The organism is Cecembia calidifontis (assembly GCF_004216715.1).
Taxonomy (GTDB): domain Bacteria; phylum Bacteroidota; class Bacteroidia; order Cytophagales; family Cyclobacteriaceae; genus Cecembia_A; species Cecembia_A calidifontis.
Genome location: NZ_SGXG01000001.1, coordinates 2557116 through 2580788, shown reverse-complemented (window position 1 = coordinate 2580788; position 23673 = coordinate 2557116). Strand labels below are relative to the sequence as shown.

The following is a 23673-nucleotide window of genomic DNA, read 5'->3' as shown; positions in this document are numbered from 1 at the left end:
ATGTTCATTTTTGAACAAAACGTACAAAACTCACTAACACTGACAATAAAATTAATAAAAAATAGCACCAATTTACTTCAAAAAATTATGCTTTATGTATAAAACAAACTACAAGACTGAAAAACTTTTTACATTAGCACGTTAATTGAAACCAGTTTAGAAATGGGCAATAAAAGTAGCGTTTTTGACATGATCGGACCTGTGATGATCGGTCCTTCTTCCTCTCACACGGCAGGGGTCGTTAGGATAGCTAGAGCGGCTATCCGTGTATTGGGTGGAACACCCGACGAAGCGATCATCACCTTTTACAATTCCTTTGCCCGAACCTATGAAGGGCATGGAAGTGACCGCGCGATCTTAGGCGGCCTTTTGGACCTCAAAACAGATGATCCCGGCATCAAGACTTCCTTCGAATTGGCCAAAGAAAAGGGATTGAACTATACGTTCAAATCCATAGGAAATGCTTCAATATACCACCCAAATACCATCAAGCTCAATCTTAAAAAAGAAGATCAAAAAATTGAGTTGGTCGGTGAAAGTTTAGGCGGAGGAGTGATTAATATTGCTGAAGTCGATGGTTTCAATGCCAATTTTTCAGCACAAATGCACACGCTTATCATCAAGGCAGATGATATCTCAGGTGCAATTGCCTTTATTTCTTCTGTTATAGCGCAAGAAAAAACCAATATTGCCACCATGTCTGTATCCAGAAAAGGTAAAAATGATCTGGCATGTCATGTGATAGAAATGGATTCCGGTATCAGACCTATGACCATTGAATATCTGAAAAGTTTACCCTGGATTAAACAATTAATTTACATTCCGGATATTGATCTTTAATTATGAAAATATTTTACAGCTTTTCTTTCTTACTATTACTCCTATTCACGGTCAAGAGTAACGCCCAGGGGGTTAACATCCAAAATCTGGATCTTCAGACAGCCATAGACATTGCTATGGAAAATAACCTGAATTTGCAAAGAAGTCAGGTAAATCTTGCTACACAAGAGGCTAACTTAATTGGAAATCAGGGACAAAGAATCCCAACTTTATCGACCGGTGCAAGCACGGGATATAGATGGGGTCGTTCCATCAACCCCGTGACCAACCTCTTTGAAAACAATAGAATTGGGAACATCAACGTTTTTGGCAACTCCAACATGACCCTGTTTGCGGGTCAGCAAATCACCAATTCTGTAAAACAGAGTAAAACTGATATTGAGGCTGCCAAATACAATGTCCAAGCCACAGAAAACAACATCACATTAAATGTGATTAACCTTTTTATCAATGTAGTTTTTGCTAAGGAGCAATTGAAAATTGCTGAAAACCAATTGACCACTACCAAAGAACAGCTGACTGTGACCACAAAACTGGTAGATGCAGGTGCCCTACCATTGGCCAATAAATTAGATATCCAGGCACAAAATGCCACCAATGAACTGGAAGTAATCAATGCATCCAACAATTTAAGAATTGCCAAATTGAATTTGGCCCAGGCCATGCAAATCCCTTTTGACAACCGGCTGGATGTGATTGCGCCTGATTTGGATCCTGAAAATTATCTTTTGACACAAAAGGAAGTGGATGAGATATTTGAAATTGCTTTGGATCTGATGCCTGAGATAAAAGCAGCAGAACTGGGCATTGAAAGTGCCGATTTAGGTGTTAAAATCGCGAGAGGGGGATATATGCCGACCCTTGGTATTGGCGCCAGTGCATTTTCCAACTATGTTGACCAATTTTTTATGGGAGAAAGACTGGATTTTAGAACCCAGATGAGGAATAACTTTTCCAACTCAGCCAACATGCAGTTAAACATCCCTATTTTATCCAATTTCAGAAACAGGGCCAATTTGCAAAGAGCAAGGTTACAAAAAAGATTGAGTGAAATCCAGGAAGCAGAAACCAGAAATCAGCTTAGACAGGACATAGAAAGTGCCTATACCAACGCTTACGCAGCAAGACAATCTTATCAGGCTTCCCAAGTAAGGGTATCTTCATTGGCGGAAGCATTTAGGATTGCACAACAGCGCTTTGATGCAGGAGCTATCAATTTTGCAGACTATCAATTGGCCCAAAACAACTACTTCAATGCCCAGGCGGATTTAGTAACATCAAAATATACATACATATTTAGGGTCAAAGTTCTTGACTTTTACTTAGGAAACCCACTAAAACTATAACTATAGCAAATCGAGATGGCTAAGAAAAAATCCAACAAACTGATTTATATCCTTTTAGGCACTTTAGGTGTAATTATTCTTTTCGCCATAATTGGAAAGTCTGCCGGCTGGATCGGTGGTGAAAAGGAGATTTCGGTAGAAACTTCAAAAGCTCAGAAAACTTCCATTACGGAAAAAGTGAGTGCTTCCGGAGTAGTTGAACCGGAAATTGAAGTCAAGCTCAGCCCAGATGTGGCAGGTGAAATTATTGAGCTGAATGTGATTGAAGGAGATTCGGTCAAAGTAGGTGACTTACTGGTAAAAATAAGACCCGATAATTTCATTTCTGCATTGGATAGGGCCAGGGCAAACCTAAACCAAAACCAGGCAAACCTTGCCCAGGCAAATGCAAACCTGAAGAGGGCTGAGGCCCAATTTATCAGAGCGGAACTAGAGTACAAAAGAAATGAGAAACTCTACAAGGATAAAGTGATCTCTGATGCCGATTGGGAGCAGGTTCAGGCCACTTTTCTTACCTCCAAAAATGACCTGGATGCTGCGAAACAGTCTGTGTTGGCCGCTGAATACATTGTAAAGTCTTCACAGGCCACCGTAAATGAGGCTGCTGAAAACCTGAGATTGACAAATGTTTACTCACCTGTGAATGGTATAGTTTCCAAACTTTTGGTTGAAAAAGGTGAAAGGGTGGTAGGAACCCAGCAAATGGCCGGTACTGAAATGCTGCGGTTGGCAGACCTTTCCAGAATGGAAGTGCGTGTCAATGTCAATGAAAATGATATTATCAGAATCAGCATGGGCGACACCACGATCATTGATGTAGATTCTTATTCATCTACAGGTAAAAAGTTCAAAGGGATTGTAACCTCTATAGCCAATTCAGCCAATACCAAAGCCAGTGCGGACGCAGTTACTGAATTTGAGGTCAAAATCAGGATCCTCAATGAGTCCTACGCAGATCTAATAACAGAACGAAACAAATTCCCTTTCAGACCGGGAATGACCGCGAGTGTGGATATTATCACCCAGAAAAAGGACAATGTACTGGCAGTTCCTTTAGCTGCGGTTACCACCCGTGAAGACCAGACCACTCAAAATCAAGATGGATCTACAAAATCAAAAGAATTGATTTTTGTGGTTGAAAATGGTAAAGCGAAAATGGTGGAAATCAAAACCGGAATTTCCGATTTTGACAATATTGAAATACTTGAAGGCGTAACCGAGGGCCAGGAAATCATATCAGGACCTTACTTTGTGGTCAGCAGACAGCTTAAGGATGGAGATCCCATAAAAATCAATAACCCTGTCAAAAAAGAAAAATAAGAAATCGATGTTGAAATTGAATGAGGCCTGAAATGGCCTCATTTTTTTGCCATTTAAGTTTTAAATTCAATTGAAACATGATCTTGTCACGAGCTTGTGGCGCGGCACCATTGCATCCAGAGCCTCGGAACTTTGATAGAATAAAGCTAATTTGATGGTCCAAGTACTATCAACCCGTGTTATAAAAAACAGGACAACGCAAACGCTCACCATTCCATCAAAAACTTAGTTCAATAGTCTGAAATTATAAAAGAGGGTAAATGTCATTTGCGAAAATTACCATTCATTCAATACTTTATACACCAAATGAACAGGCAAACCCATGACTGTATAAAATGATCCTTCGAGTTTTTGAACCCCTATAAACCCAATCCAATCCTGAATACCATAAGCCCCTGCTTTATCAAAGGGCTGGAAATGGGTGATATAATAATTAATTTCTTCTTCAGTGAGGACCTTGAAAGTCACTTTGGCTATATCCTGTTGGGTTACACACTTTAGTGGGGATAACAGCGTAATACTGGTCATGACTTCATGTACTTTTCCTGAGAGAGAAAACAACATCTGTTTTGCTTCCTCTGAATCAGCAGGTTTGTTCAGGATTTTACCTTCTAAAACCACCACGGTATCTGATGCCAAGACCACTTCGTCTGCCTTAAGTTCAGATTCAAAGGCCCTGGCTTTCTTTTCTGATAAAAAAGGGGCCACCTGATTTGCAGGCATGTTTATAGGAAAATCTTCCTCCGTTTCTTTGATTCTGATCTCAAAGTCAAGATGAAGGCCTTTAAGTAGCTCCTGTCTCCTAGGAGACCTCGAAGCAAGTATCAATTGTTTTCCTTTGAGGTCAATCATGGCAGAAAAGCTTCATAGGGAAATTTGAACTCTGACTCCTCAATGGATGCAAAAAGCAAACCCGATAAAGTTTTCGGGTAGAAATAGGTAGATTTTTGAGGCATGGTATAACCACTTTTACAGACATCTAATACCTGGTTCATGGAAATATCCTTGGTGATCACTGCAAATGAAGCATTTCCTGTCTCTACCTTCTGCAGACACCGATGCAGGTTCCTTTCATAGTCAATATGTTCTGAAAACCGCTGTTCGGTCATTGGTATTTCCAGAACCTTATCTATAAAAAAATAATGCAAGACCACCAAGTCTACGGTTCGGAGCACTTCAGGCACCTGCTCATCAAATTCCTTAATCCTTTCAGGAATTAGGCTTATTTTATAAGCATTTTCCGGAAAAACAAGCCCAAATGCCCACTTCCTTTGAAGGATAAGTTCCATGATTTCATCCACCTCATTAAGTCTCCTGACAACGAACCAATTTTCAAGACGGCTGATGATTTCTTCCTCTTTCAGCGTAATATCCTTGAATAGCCTGTGTGTAGGTAAAATCCTTAGGTTTTTAGAAAGCGCATTGGTAAAATACATCATATGGTAATTATACCCTTCCTTGCCGGTATGGAGTGGGTTAAGGCTCTCCATTTCCTTTTTGTAGGTAATGGCTCCTTCAAAACGGTGATGACCATCTGCCAAAATGATCTTTTTATTGGCGATTACCTCAATGAATTTTTTGATCAATCTTACATCCTGAATGACAGCAAGCACTTCTCTTACTCCTTGATAATCTTCTAATTCATAAATAGGATCTTCAATAGCGGCATCCATATAAGGCTCCAAAAGGTGCAAAGGATCTTCATAAAGTCCATGTGTTGGACTTGATTGGAATTGGGTTGCTCTCAGCAATTCTATCCTGTCATTTACCGCTTTGGCTATCGTATTTTCATGGCGGAGAACTACCCCTTCCTCCCAATCATATGCCCTGATTTGGGCTATAAAACCCTTTCTCACAGACTCTTCTTCCTGCCCTGGAAATTTGAAATACTGGTAATAAACGTAAATGCCCGGTATTTTATCTTGCCGTATGATTTCATTTTGTTTCCACTCTTCCAATAACAGCTGTGCCCTTTGGGCAGGATTTTCCCCTAAAGGAACAGATAGATGGATACTGTTATATGGATTTCCATATAGCACCTGCCTTTGTTTTGGTGAAACCACATCAAACAAAGGCGAGGTATATTCTTCTATATTAGCAGCAAAACGCTCGTGATATCTCCAGGCTTTAATGGGTAGGATTTCTGCCATCAAATCAATCTGTTTTTCCAGTTGGTCCTTGGAATTCCGTTTCCGCTTTGTCCGGACACCCGCTTCAGATTGGTTTTCTGCTTCTCAAAAACCTCCACTGCCAAAGAGGCCAATAATTCTAACTCTTCATCTTTCCATTTAATTTCCAAGTTCTCTGGACTGAAATACTTTTCAACGAATTTAGTATCAAAATTCCCAGAGGTGAAGGCCTCATGCTCCAGTACAAAGCGGCAAAAACCAAGGGTTGTCTCAATACCTGTAATCTGGTAATCATCTATTGCCCGGATCATTCTTTTAATAGCTTTCTCCCTGGTTTCGTCATGAATGATCAATTTGGCAATCATTGGGTCATAATAAATGGGGATATCCATTCCTTGCTCAAATCCATCATCTACCCTGACACCAGGACCTTGGGGACGGATATAGGTCATCAGGTTACCAATATCGGGAAGGAAATTGTTTTTCGGGTCTTCAGCATAAACCCTGATTTCGATGGAATGGCCATTGATTTTAAGGTCTTCCTGGGTAAAACTTAGTGGATTCCCCTCTGCAATCAGAATTTGTTCTTTGACCAGGTCTTTTCCTGTGATCATTTCCGTAACAGGATGTTCTACCTGCAGGCGGGTATTCATTTCCAGAAAATAAAAGTTAAGGTTTTCATCAACTATAAATTCCACTGTCCCTGCTCCATAATAATGGCAGGCTTTGGCTACCTTTACGGCTGCCTCGCCCATGGCTTTTCTCATTTCCGGAGATACTATTGGGGAAGGTGCTTCCTCTATCACTTTTTGATGCCTCCTCTGAACAGAACACTCTCGTTCGAATAAATACACAATATTTCCGTGCACATCACCCAATACCTGTATCTCAATATGTCTTGGCGAAGTGATGTATTTTTCGATAAATACGGCTCCATCCCCAAAAGCAGACTGTGCTTCCGAAATGGCGCGCTGCATTTGTTCCTCAAATTCAGCTTCATATTTCACTATCCTCATCCCTTTTCCTCCTCCTCCCGCACTGGCTTTGATCAAGATTGGATAACCGATTTCTTCGGCTCTTAATTTGGCGGCTTGAATATCTGAAATGGCTTCTTCGGTACCCGGAACCATGGGGATACCATACTTGGCAACTGCATTTTTGGCTGCCAACTTACTGCCCATAACTTCAATGGATTCAGGTGAGGGTCCTACAAAAATGATCCCCGCGTCCGTCACCATTTTTGCAAAAGAGGCATTTTCTGATAAAAAGCCGTAACCCGGATGGATGGCATCTACATTTAATGATTTGCAAGCTTCGATGATCTTATCCGTCAAAAGATAAGATTGGTTGGAAGGTGGAGGTCCAAGACAAACAGCTTCGTCGGCAAATTTCACATGAGGGGAGTTTCTATCTGCTTCGCTGTAAACAGCTACCGTCTTGATTCCCATTTCTTTAGCTGTCCTCATGATCCTCAAACTGATCTCACCACGGTTGGCAACCAAAAGCTTCTTGATTTTTTGCATATTCAGGGTTTATTTCTGACAAAAAGGCTTAACCCACGAAATAAATAAAATAAAACGAGTTAGAGAAAGAAAATTTGAAAAGCACCCTGATTTTTGCAAGGATGGACAATTTATATTACTTTTGGCCGATTTTAAGGTATGAACCTTAAGACAGAATTGTACCATTAAACAGTATAAGACATTGGACTTATTCGACAAACTACACACCAATCTTGGCCCATTGGGCAAGCATTCGGATCTTTCTGAGGGATACTTTATGTTCCCTAAACTGGAAGGAGAAATCGCTCCAAGAATGAAATTTAAAGGCAAGGAAGTGTTGACCTGGAGCTTAAACAACTACCTGGGGCTGGCCAATCACCCTGAAGTAAGAAAGACCGACGCTGAGGCGGCGGCTAAGTGGGGTGCTGCTTATCCTATGGGAGCAAGAATGATGTCCGGTCAGACTGATCTTCACGAGCAATTGGAACGCGAATTGGCAGAATTTGTGGGCAAGGAAAGTGCTTACCTTTTGAACTATGGCTACCAAGGGATTATGTCTGCCATCGATGCCCTATTGGACAGAAAAGATGTGGTGGTATATGATAGTGAGTGCCATGCCTGTATCATCGATGCATTGAGGATGCACTTAGGTAAAAGGTATGTATTTCCTCATAATGATATTGAAAACTGTGAAAAGCAGCTTCAAAGAGCTACCAAGTTGGCTGAAGAAACAGGTGGTGGCATCTTGGTCATCACTGAAGGTGTATTTGGCATGACCGGTGACCAGGGAAAATTGGCTGAGATCGTAAAGCTAAAAGAAAAATATCAGTTCAGGTTATTGGTGGATGATGCCCATGGTTTTGGCACTATGGGAAAAACAGGAGCTGGAACTGGAGAAGAACAAGGTGTACAGGATCAAATCGACCTGTACTTCTCAACTTTTGCCAAATCTATGGCTTCAATTGGTGCATTTATTGCCGGGGATGCCAATGTTATCCGATACCTGAAATACAACATGCGATCCCAGATATTTGCCAAATCCCTACCTATGTTGTTGGTAGAAGGAGCGTTAAAGAGATTGGAGCTATTGAGGTCACAACCTGAACTTAAAGATAACCTATGGAAAATTGTCAATGCGCTGAAAAGTGGGCTTCAGGAAAAAGGCTTCAGCACAGGAAAATCCAATTCGCCAGTTACTCCTGTTGTATTGAACGGTACTGTAGGTGAAGCTGCGACCTTGAGTAAGGATTTAAGAGAAAACTATAATATATTCTGTTCCGTGGTGATTTATCCCGTGGTACCAAAAGGTATGATCATTTTGAGATTGATTCCAACTGCCGTCCATACTTTGGAAGATGTAGCTGAAACAATCGCTGCTTTTGAGGCAGTTAAGGATAAGCTGACCAGCGGATATTACAGATCCACCGAATTGGCCATGTCATTTGGTGAATAAAAAAAAGCGAAAAAATGGGTCAGATTGTTGTTTTATAAACATTTTGACTATATTGAACAAAAAATTAAACTAATCATCAACCTAAAAATTAACTTTTGATTATGAGCAGATTTGAAGAAATTAAAAATCTTGTGATGGGTTTGGAGGCTGACTTCGAAAAGTTCTACAGCAAAGGCAACCAAGCTGCTGGAACCCGAGTAAGAAAAGGTATGCAAGACCTTAAGACTTTGGCACAGGAAATTCGTAAAGAAGTTCAGGAAAAGAAAAACGCTGGGTGATTTTCATGAAATCTACATAAAAAAGGTGGTCTTAATAGACCACCTTTTTTGTTTAATTGGTTATTGATAATAACCCCAAAATACTTTACTTGATTTCTTTGAATAAACTAATTCGTGAAAATCCATTCAATTCCTGCTTGGAGCAGGTGGGCGTGGACCAATATTCTTTGTCCACGAATTACACTAATTACACAAATGTGAGTTGTACTTTTCTCAAGATCTGCCATTTCATTATCCCCGTGGTTATAGAAAAAAATTAAAGCGAATCAAAGACTCCGCCTTAATTTGACTTTCACCGACCGTAACACCAAGCGCCAGCTTTAATTCGCTAAAATCATCACTCCTGTTTACTTTCTGACTTTATTTTCCAGAAAGCCATCTTTTCGTGGAAATATGTGCAATTCGTGGACCAAATTTTCTTGTCCACGAATTACACGGATTACACGAATGTGAGCTGTACTTTTCACAAGATCTGCCATTTCATTATCCCCGTGGTTATAGAAAAAAATTAAAGCGAATCAAAGACTCCGCCTTAATGTGACCATCACCGACCGTATCGCCAAGCGCCAGCTTTAATTCGCTAAAATCATCACCCCTGTTTACTTTCTCACTTTATATTACCGAAAGCCATCTTTTCGTGGAAATCCGTGTAATTCGTGGACAAGAATAAGCTTCACTTCAACAATCAAAGAACTATCCTTTTGAATTCCAAAGAATTGGAACCAAAATTTATAAGTATACCCAACTTCATTTTGGTTGCTTTTAAATAATTAATTACTTGAGCAGTGTGTTCTGGACTTAGCTCAGAAATAGCTTTTATTTCCAAAATGATTTTATCAAAACAAACGAAATCAGCTGAATAAACTATTGGCAACTTATTTTCCTTATAGTAAATTGGTAATTTTTGCTCTTTCACAAATTCGATATTTCTATTTAAAAGTTCGATTTCTAGGGCTTCATGATACACCTTTTCTAGAAAGCCATGTCCAAGCTCTTTATGAACTTCCATTGCAGCTCCAACTATTTGAAAAGATTCATTTTTATAATAGATCATCTCGGTCTTTGAAAGAATTCAACTATAAAATATAAGAAAGAAATTATAAATATAATTTAAAAAGGTGAAAAACTTCAATCCTAAATTTCATAACCACTTTTGGTTCTACTCTATAAATTTATGGATAATTTATTCCCTGGTACATTCCGTGTATTTCGCGGACGATATCTTTCTGTCCACGAATTTCACTAATTACACGAATGTGAGTTGTACTTTTCTCAAGATCTGCCATTTCATTATCCCCGTGGTTATAGAAAAAAATTAAAGCGAATCAAAGACTTCGTCTTCATGTGACTTTCACCGACCGTAACACCAGGCGCCAGCTTTAATTCGCAAAAATCATCACCTCTGTTTTCTTTCTGACTTTATTTTACCAAAAGCTATCTTTTCGTGGAACTATGTGCAATTCGTGGACCACTATTTTGTCCACGAATTTCACTAATTACACGAATGTGAGTTGTACTTTTCTCAAGATCTGCCATTTCATTATCCCCGTGGTTATAGAAAAAAATTAAAGCGAATTAAAGACTCCGCCTTAATGAGACCATCACCGACCGTATCACCAAGCGCCAGCTTTAATTCGCTAAAATCATCACTCCTGTTTACTTTCTGACTTTATTTTCCAGAAAGCCATCTTTTCGTGGAAATCCGTGTAATTCGTGGACAAAATTTTTCTATCCACGAATTACACTTATTACACAAATTTGAGTTGTACTTTTTACAATATCTGCCATTTCATTATATCCCCGAGGTTGTAGAAATAAATTAAAGCGAATCAAAGACTCCGCCTTAATGTGACTTTCACCGACCGTAACACCAAGCGCCAGCTTTAATTCGCTAAAATCATCACCCCTGTTTACTTTCTCACTTTATATTACCGAAAGCCATCTTTTCGTGGAAATCCGTGTAATTCGTGGACCAATATTCTTTGTCCACGAATTACACTTATTACACAAATTTGAGTTGTACTTTTTACAAGATCTGCCATTTCATTATCCCTGAGGTTGTAGAAATAAATTAAAGCGAATCAAAGACTCCGCCTTAATTTGACTTTCACCGACCGTAACACCAAGCGCCAGCTTTAATTCGCTAAAATCATCACCCCTGTTTACTTTCTCACTTTATATTACCGAAAGCCATCTTTTCGTGGAAATCCGTGTAATTCGTGGACCAATATTCTTTGTCCACGAATTTCACTAATTACACGAATGTGAGTTGTACTTTTCACAAGAACTTCCACTTCATTATCCCTGAGGTTGTAGAAAAAAATTAAAGCGAATCAAAGACTTCGTCTTTATGTGACTTTCACCGACCGTAACACCAAGCGCCAGCTTTAATTCGCAAAAATCATCACCTCTGTTTACTTTCTGACTTTATTTTACCAAAAGCTATCTTTTCGTGGAAATATGTGTAATTCGTGGACAAAATTTTTCTATCCACGGATTACACCAATTGCACGAATTTGAAAAACTGAACCATAGCATATTTATGATTCAAAAAAAAAACTTTTAGAATAAACAAAAGACTCATTAGGGAAAAGCAAGAATCTCAAAAAAAAAGCCCCCTAATTCGATTTAGGGGGCCTTGATCATCTGATTTGATTAAATTACTTCGAAGGCAAAACAATGCTTACCTCAAATTTATTGTTACTTCTGTTGACATCAGCTAATCTGTAACTCGGATCTATTTCCACAGACCTAATATCTGAAATGGGTCTTGCCAGGACTACATCTTTGGTATAACTGGTCCAAGGCCATTTTTGGGTCAACACCCTTTTGGGCATTCCTGCTTCTTCTGGCTTTTCTCCCCTCATGATTACCAAAGGAAGATAAATGCTTTCCTGAGATCCATCTTGGTAGGTAACCACCAAATCTAAAGGCATAGGCATCTGACCAACCCTTTCCAAAGATATTTTGGTATTTTGTCCATCCGGCTCCACTGACTTGACTCCGTAATCAATGGTTTTGGTTGACGCTACAAAATAATCCAGGTACCAATCCAATTCCAATCCAGAAACTTTTTCCATAACCCGGATAACATCATTGCCATTAGGATGCTTAAATTGCCAATCATTCCAAAGCCTTAACATGGCCTTGTTGAAATTCTCCTTCCCGATGACATAAGCCAATTGCTCCACAAAAACAGCTCCTTTGGTATAGGTACCTGCGCCATAAGCCGAATTCCGGTCATAATGATCCGCATGGGTAGTCAATGGCTCTTCAAATCCGGATTCCACCAACCTGAAATAAGAACGGTAATTACCTTCCTGAATAAATCCTGGCTCCTTTTCGAAAACAGCATCCATCACTACGTTAGTACCCCAAGTTGTAAAACCTTCATCCAACCAAGGCTCTGAGGACTCATTGAAGCCCAAGACCCCATAGTACCACATGTGAATGAGTTCATGGATTGTGACACCCGCCAAACTTCTCATATTCCTGTGACCTGTGATCAGGGTAGCCATGGGATATTCCATGCCTCCATCACCTCCTTGGATGACTGAAAACTGATTATAAGGATATTTCCCAAAATTGTCACTCATATACTGAATGGCATCCACCGTATATCCCTTCAATTTAGACCAGTTTTCCTGGGTTTTATCATTTTTTACATAAAGAAAATGTACCATGGGGCCATTTTCCATCTGGACTTTTTCATGTGTATAATTGGGGTCAGCAGCCCACATAAAATCGTGGACATTAGGTGCGAAAAAATGCCAGGTAAGTGTATTTCCCTTTGGCTGGGGGACTTTAACTCCGGCATCCTCGTAGCCATGACCAATTTCATTGGCATTCTGTAAATAGCCTGTTCCTCCTAGGATATAATTTTTATCGATAGTGATTTTAACGTCAAAATCCCCAAAATTGCCATAAAACTCCCTACCTATATATGGATTAGCATGCCAGCCTCTGATATCGTAGGCAGCCATTTTGGGATACCACTGCGCCATGGAATAGCGGATGCCTTCCGCATTATCCCTTCCTGCCCTTCTGATCTGCAAAGGCACCTGCGATTCAAACTCCATGTCGAATACCACAGTTTGACCTGGTAAGATGGGTTCAGGTAAGTCAACCTCCAAAATGGTTTCTTCATGAACAAAATTGGTGGGTTTACCATCCATGGTCAATACATTTACCTTTACGTATCCGATCTCATTTGGACTTAGATTAAAAATCCTGTTACCTACCCTTCTATCCGGATCTGCAATGGTCCTGGAGCGCACATCCATCATGCTATTGGGCTGGAAGGCATTGTAATAAAGGTGGTAAAATGCCCTTGTCAGGGTATCCGGGGAGTTGTTGGTATAATGCAATTTTTGGGTACCACGGTATTGATTGGTCAGTACATCCATGGTTACATCCATTTCGTATTTGACCTTTTGTTGCCAGCGCTCCACTTGGGCTTCAACTTGTCCAAAGCTGAGGAACAGCAAACAGAAGCCAATGCTCAACTTAAATCTCTTTAGCATATTTTGGTTAATTGTTTCCGACCTGAAAAATAGAATAAAAACCCATTCTGCCCAAACCAGTAGTGGAAAAAAGCTTTTGATTGAGAATTGAGAGTGAAGAATTAGGAATGGAAGGAATTTCGGAAATCGGAAGACGGATTTCAGTCGTTTAAATCGAGAACAATTTTTATATTTTCTTTAACCTTTTTGATACTTGAAGTTGGTAGTTTACCAAGTTTCTTTATCAATCTTTTATTATCGATTGCCCTGAGCTGATCGATCATAATATCACAATTTTCTTTTACTGTTGCTGTTCCTTTTTTTAAGTGCACTCTAAGAATTTTACTTTCGAGTTGGACATTTGTTGTGATTGGACATATCAAGGTAGAAGGGTGAACATCATTAAGGGCATCCGTTTGTACGATTAAAACTGGCCTAGTTTTCCCTGCCTCTGTCCCAAATCTTGGATCTAAATTAGCTAACCAAATTTCATACTGTTTAGCTTTCATCTTCGTCTAGATTTTCAAATTCCTTTAATACAGAAATAGATTCTTCACCTACAAGGCTAGACTCAAAAGCTAATTGTTTTTTTTGGATTTTCTTTTTTTGAATGTTGTTGTAGAAGTTAAGAGCCTCGTTGATGTAGCGATTCCTAGGCATCTTGATTTGTTCTAGCAGTTGTTCTGTTTCTTCAAAAACAACTTCATCAAGTTTTAGAGATAAGGTTTTCATAATCAAATGGCATATATACCAAAAGTATATACTTTAAGTCACATAAAAAAGTTTGACTTATTCGGTGGGAAATAGAGAATTTACTCTTAAAAATTTAAAATTTTGAAAATGCTAATCGCATACGCATTAGTCCAAAGACTAAATTTAAGTATTCTGAAGATTGGAAAGCAAGCGGGGCTTACTACTATTTTCTTTTGTCCACGAATTGCACCAATTACACGAAATAAATTTCCCTGAAAAAGACATCAACCGAACAGCTGTTATCAAAGGCTATAGCATAAAAATTACTGCGAATGAAAGACTTCGTCTTAATTACATCCATCGAACGTATCATCAGGGGTCAGCTTCAATTCGCTGAAATCTATTTTCTGTGAAAATTAGTGTAATTCGTGTACCAATAAGTGATTCGTGGACAATGCAGTCCAAAGACTTTAGTTTTTCGTTTGAAAACTGCTCATATTAAGGTCCAAGTCTGAATACTCAACCATTGTAAACCCTACTTTTTCTTTTTCCCTCGTTCCTCAATTTTTCGAAATCTCCCTTCCGATATCCACCTTCCGATATCCCAATTACCCCTACCCTCTTTTCTTCGCTTTTGCCCTTTTGATCAGGTATTGGCCGTATTCATTTTTCTTAAGTTGTTCAGCAAGAGCCATCAATTGTTTGTCATCAATATAACCAAGATCGAAAGCGATTTCCTCCAGACAGGCTACTTTCAAACCCTGACGTTTTTCTATAGTATGGATAAAATTAGCCGCTTCCAACATGGATTCATGGGTTCCTGTATCCAACCAAGCATAACCTCTGCCCATCAATTCCACTTTCAATTCCCCTCTATTTAGATATTCCTGGTTCACAGAGGTTATTTCAAGTTCACCCCGGGCGCTTGGTTTTACATTTTTGGCTATTTCTACCACTGAGTTGGGATAAAAATACAAGCCTACCACAGCATAATTGCTTTTGGGTTCCAACGGTTTCTCCTCTATGCTCAATACCTGGTTATTCCCATTAAACTCCACCACCCCATAGCGCTCTGGGTCATTGACGTAATAACCAAAGATTGTTGCCTGTCCTTGTTCTTCTACATTATTTCTGGATTGACGTAGGAGTTCAGTAAGTCCATGACCATAAAATATATTGTCCCCAAGGACCAAGCACACGGAATCATCCCCGATAAATTCCTCCCCTATGATAAAGGCTTGGGCCAGACCATCAGGACTTGGTTGTACGGCATAAGACAGCTCCAGTCCTATCTCCGAGCCATCTCCCATCAATTTTTGAAAATTAGGCAGGTCTTCTGGTGTGGAAATCACCAAAATCTCTCTTATCCCTGCCAACATCAAAACAGAGAGGGGATAATAGATCATGGGTTTGTCGTAAACAGACAATAACTGTTTTGAAGTTCCCTTTGTAATAGGATACAAACGGGTCCCGGAGCCTCCGGCGAGGATGATACCTTTCATAAACACTTAATTTTCAGACAGATTTATTTCTTCAGGAAATTTCTTCAACAAACCAGTTTTTGAAGAAAGGGAACTTACGGATCTCAATGCCAATACTGGAGGTGATTTTTTAGCTAAATACCTAACTCTGCTCAAGGTAAAAGCATCCAACCTAAGACCTAATAATATACAAGTTCCAACAACTATTGGGATCATCCATTCATCAGAGAGTGATGTAGCCGAAATGATAATCCCGAAAAATAATAATTTAACAGATCCCAACACGAGTACAACTTGCCCATGACTGAAACCTGATCTCATCAAAAAGTGGTGAACATGACTTTTATCGGGACTAAAAGGTGATTTTTTTCTCCTTATCCTTTTTATAAAAACCCTCGAAGTATCATAAATCGGAACAATCATTAAAGCAATTCCAGAAGCTATTGGCGCATTAAATTTCCAAGGATGAGTTTCAGAAAGTTTGCCATTGCTATCAATAAATAATACGGTTAAAACAGCCAACATAAAACCAATACTCAAAGATCCTGTATCTCCCATAAAAATTTTAGCTGGCTGCCAATTAAAAACCAAAAAAGCGAGTACTGCTCCTAGAAACACCACACATAATTTACTATAAGGTTCATTGTCGGTGACCATAAACCACCAAGCTAAAAAAGAAAAGTTCAAGAAACTCAAAGTTCCTGCCAAGCCGTCTAATCCGTCAACAAGGTTTAATGCATTAGTCAAAGCAATGATGACAACAAAAGTAAGAGAATAAGATAACCACAAGGGTATTTCCTCAATTCCAAGGAAACCATAAAAACCTGATATTCTTATATCGGCAAAGAAAATAATCAAAAGGCTAGCAATAAACTGAGCTGCTAATTTCTGAGGGGGGGTCAAAGTTGTCAAATCATCACTTAGTCCAGTGAAAAACAACAATGTAAATGCTGCCAAAACATACCTTAATTCTTCTATTTCAAAAAAATATGCTCCGAATAAAAAAGCAACCATGGAAGCGAGGTAAATGACAATTCCTCCCATGGAAGGGGTTTGTTTTTTATGGATTTTTCTCCCCCCCGGAGTATCAGTCACTTTCATTTTAAGAAAAATCCTGATCAATATTGGCATGGTTAATAGGCCTATGATCAAGGCTATTAAAAATAATGTGATAGCGCTCATAACAATCAAAATATACACAAATAAAATAGATTGTTTTCTTACAAAAAACTAAAACCCCAAAAATCCTCGCAATTGTCTGAATACAAAAAAATGGTCCAAGCTTGCCCGTCTGTGGCGGGACAATTCTTGAACCATTCACAACCAATCGAGTCTTATTTCTTGGTTCCCCGATTTTCGGGACAAGCTTTGCTTCTGGACTCTAGTGCAGGAATCAAGTCTAATCTCTCGCTTCTCGCTTCTAATTTCAAGACACAAGACGCTAGACATAAGACATTAGACCGGAATTACCTTCGCTAATGCCTACTGACCTCCCAATCAAGTCCCACAACCGATCTAGTCTATTTGTTGGCTCCAATAGGGCAATCTTCATAGCAAGGATAACCGAGTCTAATCTCCCTCTTCTCGCTTCTAGTTTCTACCACAGGAATCGAGTCTAATCTCTCGTCTCTCGCTTCTGGCCTCTCCTCAGACTCCTATCCCATAATACGTAAAACCCAATTCCTCCAAATACCCACGGTCATAGATGTTCCTGCCATCGAAGACCACCTTGTTTTTTAGAATTTTGGCGAGCACCTCCCAACTTGGGATACGGAACTCAGACCACTCTGTCACCAATAAAAGGGCATCAGCGTCCACACAGGCATCGTAAGCATCCTTGGCATAGGTAATTTTGTCCCCCACATAGATATGCTGGGCTTCTTTCATGGCTACGGGGTCGTAACCCTTTACCTTAGCCCCCATAGCCAAGAGTTCGTCGATGATCACTATTGCAGGCGCCTCCCTCATGTCGTCTGTATTAGGCTTGAAACTCAAACCCCATAGTGCAAAGGTTTTTCCGCTCAGTTCACTGCCGAAATGTTGTTTTACCTTTTCCACCAGCACATGTTTCTGGGCATCGTTTACCTCTTCCACGGCCTGAAGCACCTTCAGGTCATAACCATATTGCTTACCTGTCTTGATAATGGCTTTCACATCTTTGGGGAAGCAGGAACCTCCGTAACCTACACCAGGGTAGATGAATTTATTTCCAATTCTGGGGTCTGTCCCTATCCCTCTTCTAACCATGCTAACATTCGCCCCTAACCTTTCGCAAAGGTTGGCGATATCGTTCATAAAAGAAATCTTCGTGGCCAACATGGCATTGGCGGCATACTTGGTCATCTCCGCTGAGCGGATATCCATAAAGATGATACGGTCAGAGTTCAACTGGAAAGGCTTATATAAGCGCTTCATGATGGCTTCTGCTCTTTCATCTTCTACCCCGATCACTATACGGTCCGGCTTCATAAAATCCTCCACAGCAGCCCCTTCCTTCAGGAATTCAGGATTGGATGCTACCGCAAAAGGAATATCCGTCCCCCTCTTTTCCAGGGCGGCTTGGATGCTGGCCTTAACCTTGTCTCCAGTGGTCACAGGAACGGTACTCTTGGTGGCCACTACCAGGAAGTCCTTCATATTGCGTCCAATTTCATCTGCTACGGCCAAAACATACTTCAGGTCTGCGGAACCATCTTCCCCTGGAGGGGTTCCAACAGCTATAAAGACTACTTCGGAACCCTGTATGGCTTCAGAAAGATTGGTACTAAAGTCCAACCTTCCTGAGGCATAATTTCTTTTGACTATTTCTTCCAAGCCAGGTTCATAGATGGGCATGATTCCCCTTTTTAGGCCTTCAATCTTCTTCTGGTCCACATCCACGCAGACCACATGGATACCCACTTCGGCAAAACATGCACCGGAAACCAATCCCACATATCCGGTACCAACAACGGTAATTTTCATAAAATTAAATAAAATTAAACTTCTATAAGGTCGCTGATATTAATAAGCCAGCAACTAATTCGATAAATTCTTTTGCCAACGCTTCAACCCCTTGGGAAAATAAATCAAACTTACCTGACTATGAACAGAAAACAGGTTTTGACCACGGGGAAATTCGGGAGTACTATTGGGATGGAGCTGCCATTGGTAATTCAATGAATTGACAAAATTCAAATTAGAACTTACAATCAGGTTATTCCATTGCCAATCGGCTAAAAGCCTAGCTGATAAATCTACCCACCTTCCTTGCTCAGAGGGATCGGGAAATCTTTTTTGATAGATGTCCTGATGTCTATTCAAGCGTTCTAATCTGATTCCAAGTTTTTTGAAGCCTTGCACCCAGGCAACCTCCATAGTTTGCACATTGCTACTTGGACCAACTCCTGGACCTAGCATTTGACCGCGGTGGGTGAAACCATGTGTAACTGGTGAATGACCTGCCCAATTACTACCTCCACCAATTCCCGGATATCGAATTATTATGTTTATAGATTCTTGCTGTTGAAGGACCTCTCCTCTGATCTGAACATTAGCTTCACCTGAAACTTGAAATAATTTAGTGAAGCCAAATAAATAAGCCCTTGCATGCTCTGGATTCAAAATTGCCTCTCTCCAGTTTAAAGAATGATCTCTCCTACCATATTCAAAGTATAATTCTGCATTGGCTTTTCTGTTAAAATACCTTACAAATCCTGTTAGTTGTTGATCTCTACCCTCTTGATTAAATTCTTGTGAACTGCCTCCATTCTGATACAACCTTTCCTTTTGGAAAAACTCAAAAATTGGGAAATAATCTCTGAAAGATTTCCCTCTAAATGACTCATATTGTTGAAAAACTCTTGATGCACCAATAAATAAACCCGGAGTCCATTTTGGTTGATAGTTGATAGTAATACCATTCAAATATCTCCAATCATTAAGTAGATTGTTAACATTAGTTGTTGACAGATTTGAACCCTCCAATCTTCCTACAAGTAATTGTCCTTCAAAACTGCCTAAAAAGGTTTTTGCAGGTCGTCTGGTATTGAAGGTTAGATGTTCAAACCCAAAAGCATTGTTTGAAAATAAGAGAGAATTGAACTGCCCTGGTCCCCACCAAATATTTTCTGTAGATGCTCCAATTGAAAAAGAACCAAAATTCAATTTGATATTACTTTGGCCAGGTAAAACCCTAAAATAACCACCCTCACCAAATTGTTCTAAATACTCAGTATATATTGATTTGGATACTCCGTAATCATATACCGAATTTTGCGCAAAGATTGCTTCTGGCTGAATCTGAAAACTTAACGGACCAATTTCGCCAAAGACTCCTCCTGTAAGGTAGGTCTGAAACCCTTTCGAATTTATCAATTGTGATACTTCAGGATAGGGGGAGCCAGAATGAATTTGGTTTTTTGAAAAGAGGGGCAAGAAAGAAAGATTGAAATGTATTTTTTTTGATGAATGGATAGTGGTGTCATTCTTTAACAAATCATTTGTGTTTTTCCAGAAATATTCATCATTTAATAATTTGACATCTAAAGGTCTGATATTAAATGAAAAATCCTGGTTTACATTCCCTAACAGTTGATTTCTCCTAACATATTCTTCAATTACAGGAATCCCAACCTGTAAAGATTGTCCAATCACTGTTGAAGATAAAAGAAAAAGAATGGTAATAAGAAGAAAAGTAACAAGTGCATTTAATGCATTTTGAGTTCTTTGAAGAAAAGAGAAATTAAAATAATTCATTTTCAATAGTTTTTGCTAAAGAATCATACCGTAAATATTGATGCGCAAAATTTAACCCATTCTTACCCATTACATCTCTTTCACTTTTAGCCATTCTTAACAATTTAAGTATAGCTGAAATTATTTCTTGAGAATTCTCAGCCTCTATCGTTATTCCTGCTTCTGCAATTGAAACAATATCTTTTTTACCAGAATATGAATGAATAATTGGCTTGCCTGATGAAAGATATTCTGGTAATTTATTTGAGCCTATACCAAATTCATACAATTCGTGTTTTCTCCAACCAAGATAGCAAACATCAAATCGGGACAACAAAGAATGAATTTGTTCTTTAGGTATAGGATCTACGAAAATTATATTTTGGTTTCCATCTACCATGGAAATAAGGTTTTGCTTTTCCTTACCAGATCCAACTATTACAAAAAAGATATCAGGACTACCTTTAAGTTGTATACTAGCCTGAATGAAAAATTCAAGTGCGTTTGCTGCTCCTAAAGTCCCAGAATAACCAACAATAAATTTATTTTTGGGGATTAGTTCATTAATATGAGGATTTAAAGGAATGGATTTGTTAATTTCTGATATTGAAATACCGTTCGGAATCCATAAAAATTTTTCCTCCTTTAATCCAAATTTCCTCAAATAATGAAATGCATTTGATAGATTTGAAATTATTTTATCAGATTTTCTATAGGCCAATTTTTCAATCCAAGACATAAACACAATAAAAGGATTGAAATTGCCATACCCCCCGATTTCTTTAAGGGTCAATGGCCATATATCACGAATTTCAAAAATTAAATTAGCTTTAGATTTCCTTTTCAATTTTAATGCTCCTAAAAACCCAATTAATGGAGGTGATGAGTAAATAATGACATCAGGTTTATTAGGGATGTGATTCAATAATTTTGAGATTTTAAAAGCAAATAGAAACCAATTTAGAATTCTTTTTTTACTATGGGCATTTCCGTATTTTGGTAATTTAATCCAAACAAAATCAAATTTAGAAAATGGTTTTATTTCAACCTCATTTTGAATATCTGGAGAAATAAAATGTAAATGGGAATACCCACCTGCAATTAAGTAAACTTTATGCCCAAGGTTTGACAGTTCTTCCGATAAATAATAACTACGCCCTGCGTATCCTGTTTCAGGAGTTGTTGCGTCTTGGTTAATAATCCAAACAGTTTTTTTCTTACTCATACTGCCTTATCTTCTAAAATCTTTTCATAGATTTTTAGCATATCCAATAAGTTTTTATCCCAATCATAGAGTTTTTCTACTCTTTTTCTACCCTCTTCCCCCATTTTCTTTCTTAAAGAATGGTCTAAAAACAACTTTTCTATAGCTTCAGCAGCCCTTTTTGGATCCTTTTGAGGAACAACAATTCCTGTAATATTATCTTTTACAACTTCGGGTAGGCCTCCAACATTAGAAACTATTACAGGTCTCATGGATGCTGACGCCTCAATAGCCGAAACCCCAAAACTTTCACTATTTGAAAGGCAAATACAAATATCTAACTGTTGATGGAAAAAAGGCACTTTATCATATTTAACATTACCCACAAATTCACAAGCTTGGCTTAATCCTAATTCATTCGCCTGCTTTTGTAACTGAATTTTGAGAGAGCCATCCCCAACAATAACCAACTTTAGTGTTTCATTCGGATATCTATTTTTAAAGATAGCGAAAGCATCAATCAACTGATCAATCCCATATTTCTCCTCTAGTGTTTTAATAGTTCCAACTGTAAAAATAGTATCTTCAGATTTAGGGACAGGTTTAAAAAGTCTTAAATCAATTCCAAATGGGGTTATATAAAAATCTTTATTTGTATACTTTGATGCTTCTTTTGCCATAGCTTTACTTGTAGACAAAAGAAAATCTGCTTTTTTTAAGTTATATCTTAAAATTCTTGCAAAAAGAATATTTTGGTTTGGAAAATCATATACATCACTTCCCCAAATTGATAAGACAAAAGGCTTAAATCCAGATAATGCTCCTAAAAGTCCAAAACTTGATGCATAATGTGCATGTAAAAGATCAGGTTTAAAATCTAGGATACACTTCTTAACTAAATTAAGCAATGAAAGGTATTTCAATTTTGAAATCAATCCGAACCTCTCTTGCTTTATACTTGAATGATATATTTTAATTCCTTTACAATCGTCATACAACCCTTCATCTGGTTTATTAATAGACCAAAGACCAATTGTGACTCCCAATGAATTCAGTCCTCTAACCCACCTTACAGTATGGATAGAATTGGCATCACTTAAAATTAAAACTCTCATTTAAAATTCTTTAAACAATTAGCAACATAATTAGCTCTACTTTCCCAGGTATTTGCTTGAGCATCTTTTGCGAGATTATCAGTTAAAATATTATAATCTAATTCATTATGAATAATTTTTTTAAAAAAAACACTTAGTTGATCAGCATCATAATCAATTGCCCAGCCTATGTTTTTTTCCTTGACATAATTTCCAACTGAAGTATTTTTTACTGCTATTATTGGTTTTTCGAAAGCAATATATTCAAATAACTTGACTGGCATTGCGAATTCCCAATATTGACTTGGCTTGACAAAAAGGCAACACATGTCACTAGTTCTATACAGATTTTTAAGCTCCTCACCCCCAGCATGGACCAAATTTATATTTTCAAATTCAAGATATTGATCATACATTTCTTTGACCAATTCATAATCTGTCTTTCTTGTACAGATTGTAAATTGAATGTTTTTATTTTTCAATTTTGTTAGAGTGATCAAAAATAGCTCAAGATTGTAAAGATCTCCTAAACCACCTACATAAAGGATTTTTAAATCATTCTTTTTCTTTGGTACACCAATTTCAAAATTTGGTTTTTCACTTCCCGGAGGTAAAGAAAGAATTTTTAAGGAATTTAATTCTAAAATGTATTCCTTCATTTCAATTGAAGGAAGAAATATAACATCTACTAGTTTCTTATATAAAAATAGATCCAATTTATAAAATAAAGTTGAAACAGATTTCTTAAAAAAACTTACGTTGTAATGTTTAAACTTCCAATGTATATCTCTATAAAATAGCCCAATTGGAATTTTATTTTTTTTAAGAAAATAAAAAAAACCAAAGTCCAAAAAAGGATAAGTCGGTAAATGGTGCGACTCTGTTAGCATTGTTGGCATAGTAGAACTTTCCGAATATAAAAAGTCAAATTTTTCACCGTTTAATATCCTTTTTTTGATGTGCTTAATTTGATCTTTTCTAGTTTTAGCCGATCCAATTACCAAGGCTACTTCATAACCAACATTTTGAAAAGCATTAATCATTTTATAAGGCCTGATTTGACTTGCTGACAATCGAGTTTTATCAGGTTCAAAAGGCAAATGGAAAATCATCTT

Annotated in this window: 19 protein-coding genes; 5 read left to right on the top strand and 14 right to left on the bottom strand. The window is 38.3% G+C overall.

What is annotated here, in order from left to right:
- Positions 1 to 162: 162 nt before the first annotated feature.
- From sdaAB to BC751_RS11165, 3 genes are read left to right on the top strand one after another with little or no spacing between them, the layout of a single operon-like run.
- Positions 163 to 840 (top strand): L-serine ammonia-lyase, iron-sulfur-dependent subunit beta, encoded by a 678-nt coding sequence (gene sdaAB, locus BC751_RS11175; protein WP_130275606.1) that lies wholly within the window; start codon positions 163 to 165, stop codon positions 838 to 840.
- Positions 841 to 842: 2 nt separating this feature from the next.
- Positions 843 to 2186: a TolC family protein gene (locus BC751_RS11170; protein ID WP_130275605.1), complete on the top strand. Its 1344-nt coding sequence runs from the start codon at positions 843 to 845 to the stop codon at positions 2184 to 2186.
- 15 nt (positions 2187 to 2201) lie between these two features.
- Entirely contained in the window at positions 2202 to 3506 is a 1305-nt protein-coding gene (locus BC751_RS11165; RefSeq protein ID WP_130275604.1) for an efflux RND transporter periplasmic adaptor subunit, read from the top strand.
- A gap of 276 nt (positions 3507 to 3782) precedes the next feature.
- On the opposite strand, the gene BC751_RS11160 is transcribed toward BC751_RS11165, so the two are convergent.
- From BC751_RS11160 to accC, 3 genes are read right to left on the bottom strand one after another with little or no spacing between them, the layout of a single operon-like run.
- Complete coding sequence (locus tag BC751_RS11160) at positions 3783 to 4358, bottom strand: Maf family nucleotide pyrophosphatase (RefSeq protein WP_130275603.1); 576 nt, start codon at positions 4356 to 4358, stop codon at positions 3783 to 3785.
- On the bottom strand, positions 4355 to 5656 hold the full coding sequence (locus tag BC751_RS11155) for a DUF1015 domain-containing protein (protein ID WP_130275602.1): 1302 nt from the start codon (positions 5654 to 5656) through the stop codon (positions 4355 to 4357). Before BC751_RS11155 ends, BC751_RS11160 begins: the two co-directional genes overlap by 4 nt.
- Positions 5656 to 7158: an acetyl-CoA carboxylase biotin carboxylase subunit gene (gene accC, locus BC751_RS11150; protein WP_130275601.1), complete on the bottom strand. Its 1503-nt coding sequence runs from the start codon at positions 7156 to 7158 to the stop codon at positions 5656 to 5658. Before accC ends, BC751_RS11155 begins: the two co-directional genes overlap by 1 nt.
- 181 nt (positions 7159 to 7339) lie before the next feature.
- Here accC and BC751_RS11145 point away from each other — a divergent pair, with 181 nt between their 5' ends.
- Together BC751_RS11145 and BC751_RS11140 are read left to right on the top strand one after the other, a co-directional pair.
- Positions 7340 to 8590, top strand: a complete 1251-nt coding sequence (locus BC751_RS11145) for an aminotransferase class I/II-fold pyridoxal phosphate-dependent enzyme (protein WP_130275600.1) — start codon at positions 7340 to 7342, stop codon at positions 8588 to 8590.
- A gap of 101 nt (positions 8591 to 8691) precedes the next feature.
- Entirely contained in the window at positions 8692 to 8868 is a 177-nt protein-coding gene (locus BC751_RS11140) for a histone H1 (protein ID WP_130275599.1), read from the top strand.
- Between the two features lie 685 nt (positions 8869 to 9553).
- Here BC751_RS11140 and BC751_RS11135 read toward each other — a convergent pair.
- From BC751_RS11135 to BC751_RS11085, 11 genes are all read right to left on the bottom strand, one after another.
- A complete protein-coding gene (locus tag BC751_RS11135; RefSeq protein WP_130275598.1) occupies positions 9554 to 9922 on the bottom strand; it encodes a GxxExxY protein in 369 nt (122 codons plus the stop codon).
- Positions 9923 to 11528: 1606 nt separating this feature from the next.
- Positions 11529 to 13391, bottom strand: coding sequence for a M1 family metallopeptidase (locus tag BC751_RS11130; protein ID WP_130275597.1), 1863 nt, complete (start codon positions 13389 to 13391; stop codon positions 11529 to 11531).
- Positions 13392 to 13531: 140 nt separating this feature from the next.
- The gene (locus BC751_RS11125) at positions 13532 to 13879 is read right to left on the bottom strand and encodes a type II toxin-antitoxin system PemK/MazF family toxin (RefSeq protein WP_130275596.1); all 348 of its coding nucleotides are present in this window, start codon (positions 13877 to 13879) and stop codon (positions 13532 to 13534) included.
- Positions 13869 to 14102: a hypothetical protein gene (locus BC751_RS11120; protein ID WP_130275595.1), complete on the bottom strand. Its 234-nt coding sequence runs from the start codon at positions 14100 to 14102 to the stop codon at positions 13869 to 13871. Before BC751_RS11120 ends, BC751_RS11125 begins: the two co-directional genes overlap by 11 nt.
- A 575-nt stretch (positions 14103 to 14677) precedes the next feature.
- Positions 14678 to 15565 carry a glucose-1-phosphate thymidylyltransferase RfbA gene (gene rfbA, locus BC751_RS11115; protein ID WP_130275594.1) on the bottom strand — a complete coding sequence of 296 codons (888 nt, stop codon included), beginning with the start codon at positions 15563 to 15565 and terminating at the stop codon, positions 14678 to 14680.
- Positions 15566 to 15571: 6 nt separating this feature from the next.
- Entirely contained in the window at positions 15572 to 16726 is a 1155-nt protein-coding gene (locus BC751_RS11110) for a glycosyltransferase family 4 protein (RefSeq protein ID WP_130275593.1), read from the bottom strand.
- 465 nt (positions 16727 to 17191) lie between these two features.
- Complete coding sequence (locus BC751_RS11105; RefSeq protein WP_130275592.1) at positions 17192 to 18508, bottom strand: UDP-glucose dehydrogenase family protein; 1317 nt, start codon at positions 18506 to 18508, stop codon at positions 17192 to 17194.
- 54 nt (positions 18509 to 18562) lie between these two features.
- Positions 18563 to 20281 carry a capsule assembly Wzi family protein gene (locus BC751_RS11100; RefSeq protein ID WP_130275591.1) on the bottom strand — a complete coding sequence of 573 codons (1719 nt, stop codon included), beginning with the start codon at positions 20279 to 20281 and terminating at the stop codon, positions 18563 to 18565.
- The gene (locus tag BC751_RS11095) at positions 20268 to 21485 is read right to left on the bottom strand and encodes a glycosyltransferase family 4 protein (RefSeq protein WP_130275590.1); all 1218 of its coding nucleotides are present in this window, start codon (positions 21483 to 21485) and stop codon (positions 20268 to 20270) included. The genes BC751_RS11100 and BC751_RS11095 overlap by 14 nt, the downstream gene beginning before the upstream one ends.
- A complete protein-coding gene (locus BC751_RS11090; protein WP_130275589.1) occupies positions 21482 to 22579 on the bottom strand; it encodes a glycosyltransferase in 1098 nt (365 codons plus the stop codon). The genes BC751_RS11095 and BC751_RS11090 overlap by 4 nt, the downstream gene beginning before the upstream one ends.
- Positions 22576 to 23670, bottom strand: coding sequence for a glycosyltransferase (locus BC751_RS11085; RefSeq protein WP_207226872.1), 1095 nt, complete (start codon positions 23668 to 23670; stop codon positions 22576 to 22578). The genes BC751_RS11090 and BC751_RS11085 overlap by 4 nt, the downstream gene beginning before the upstream one ends.
- Positions 23671 to 23673: the final 3 nt, after the last annotated feature.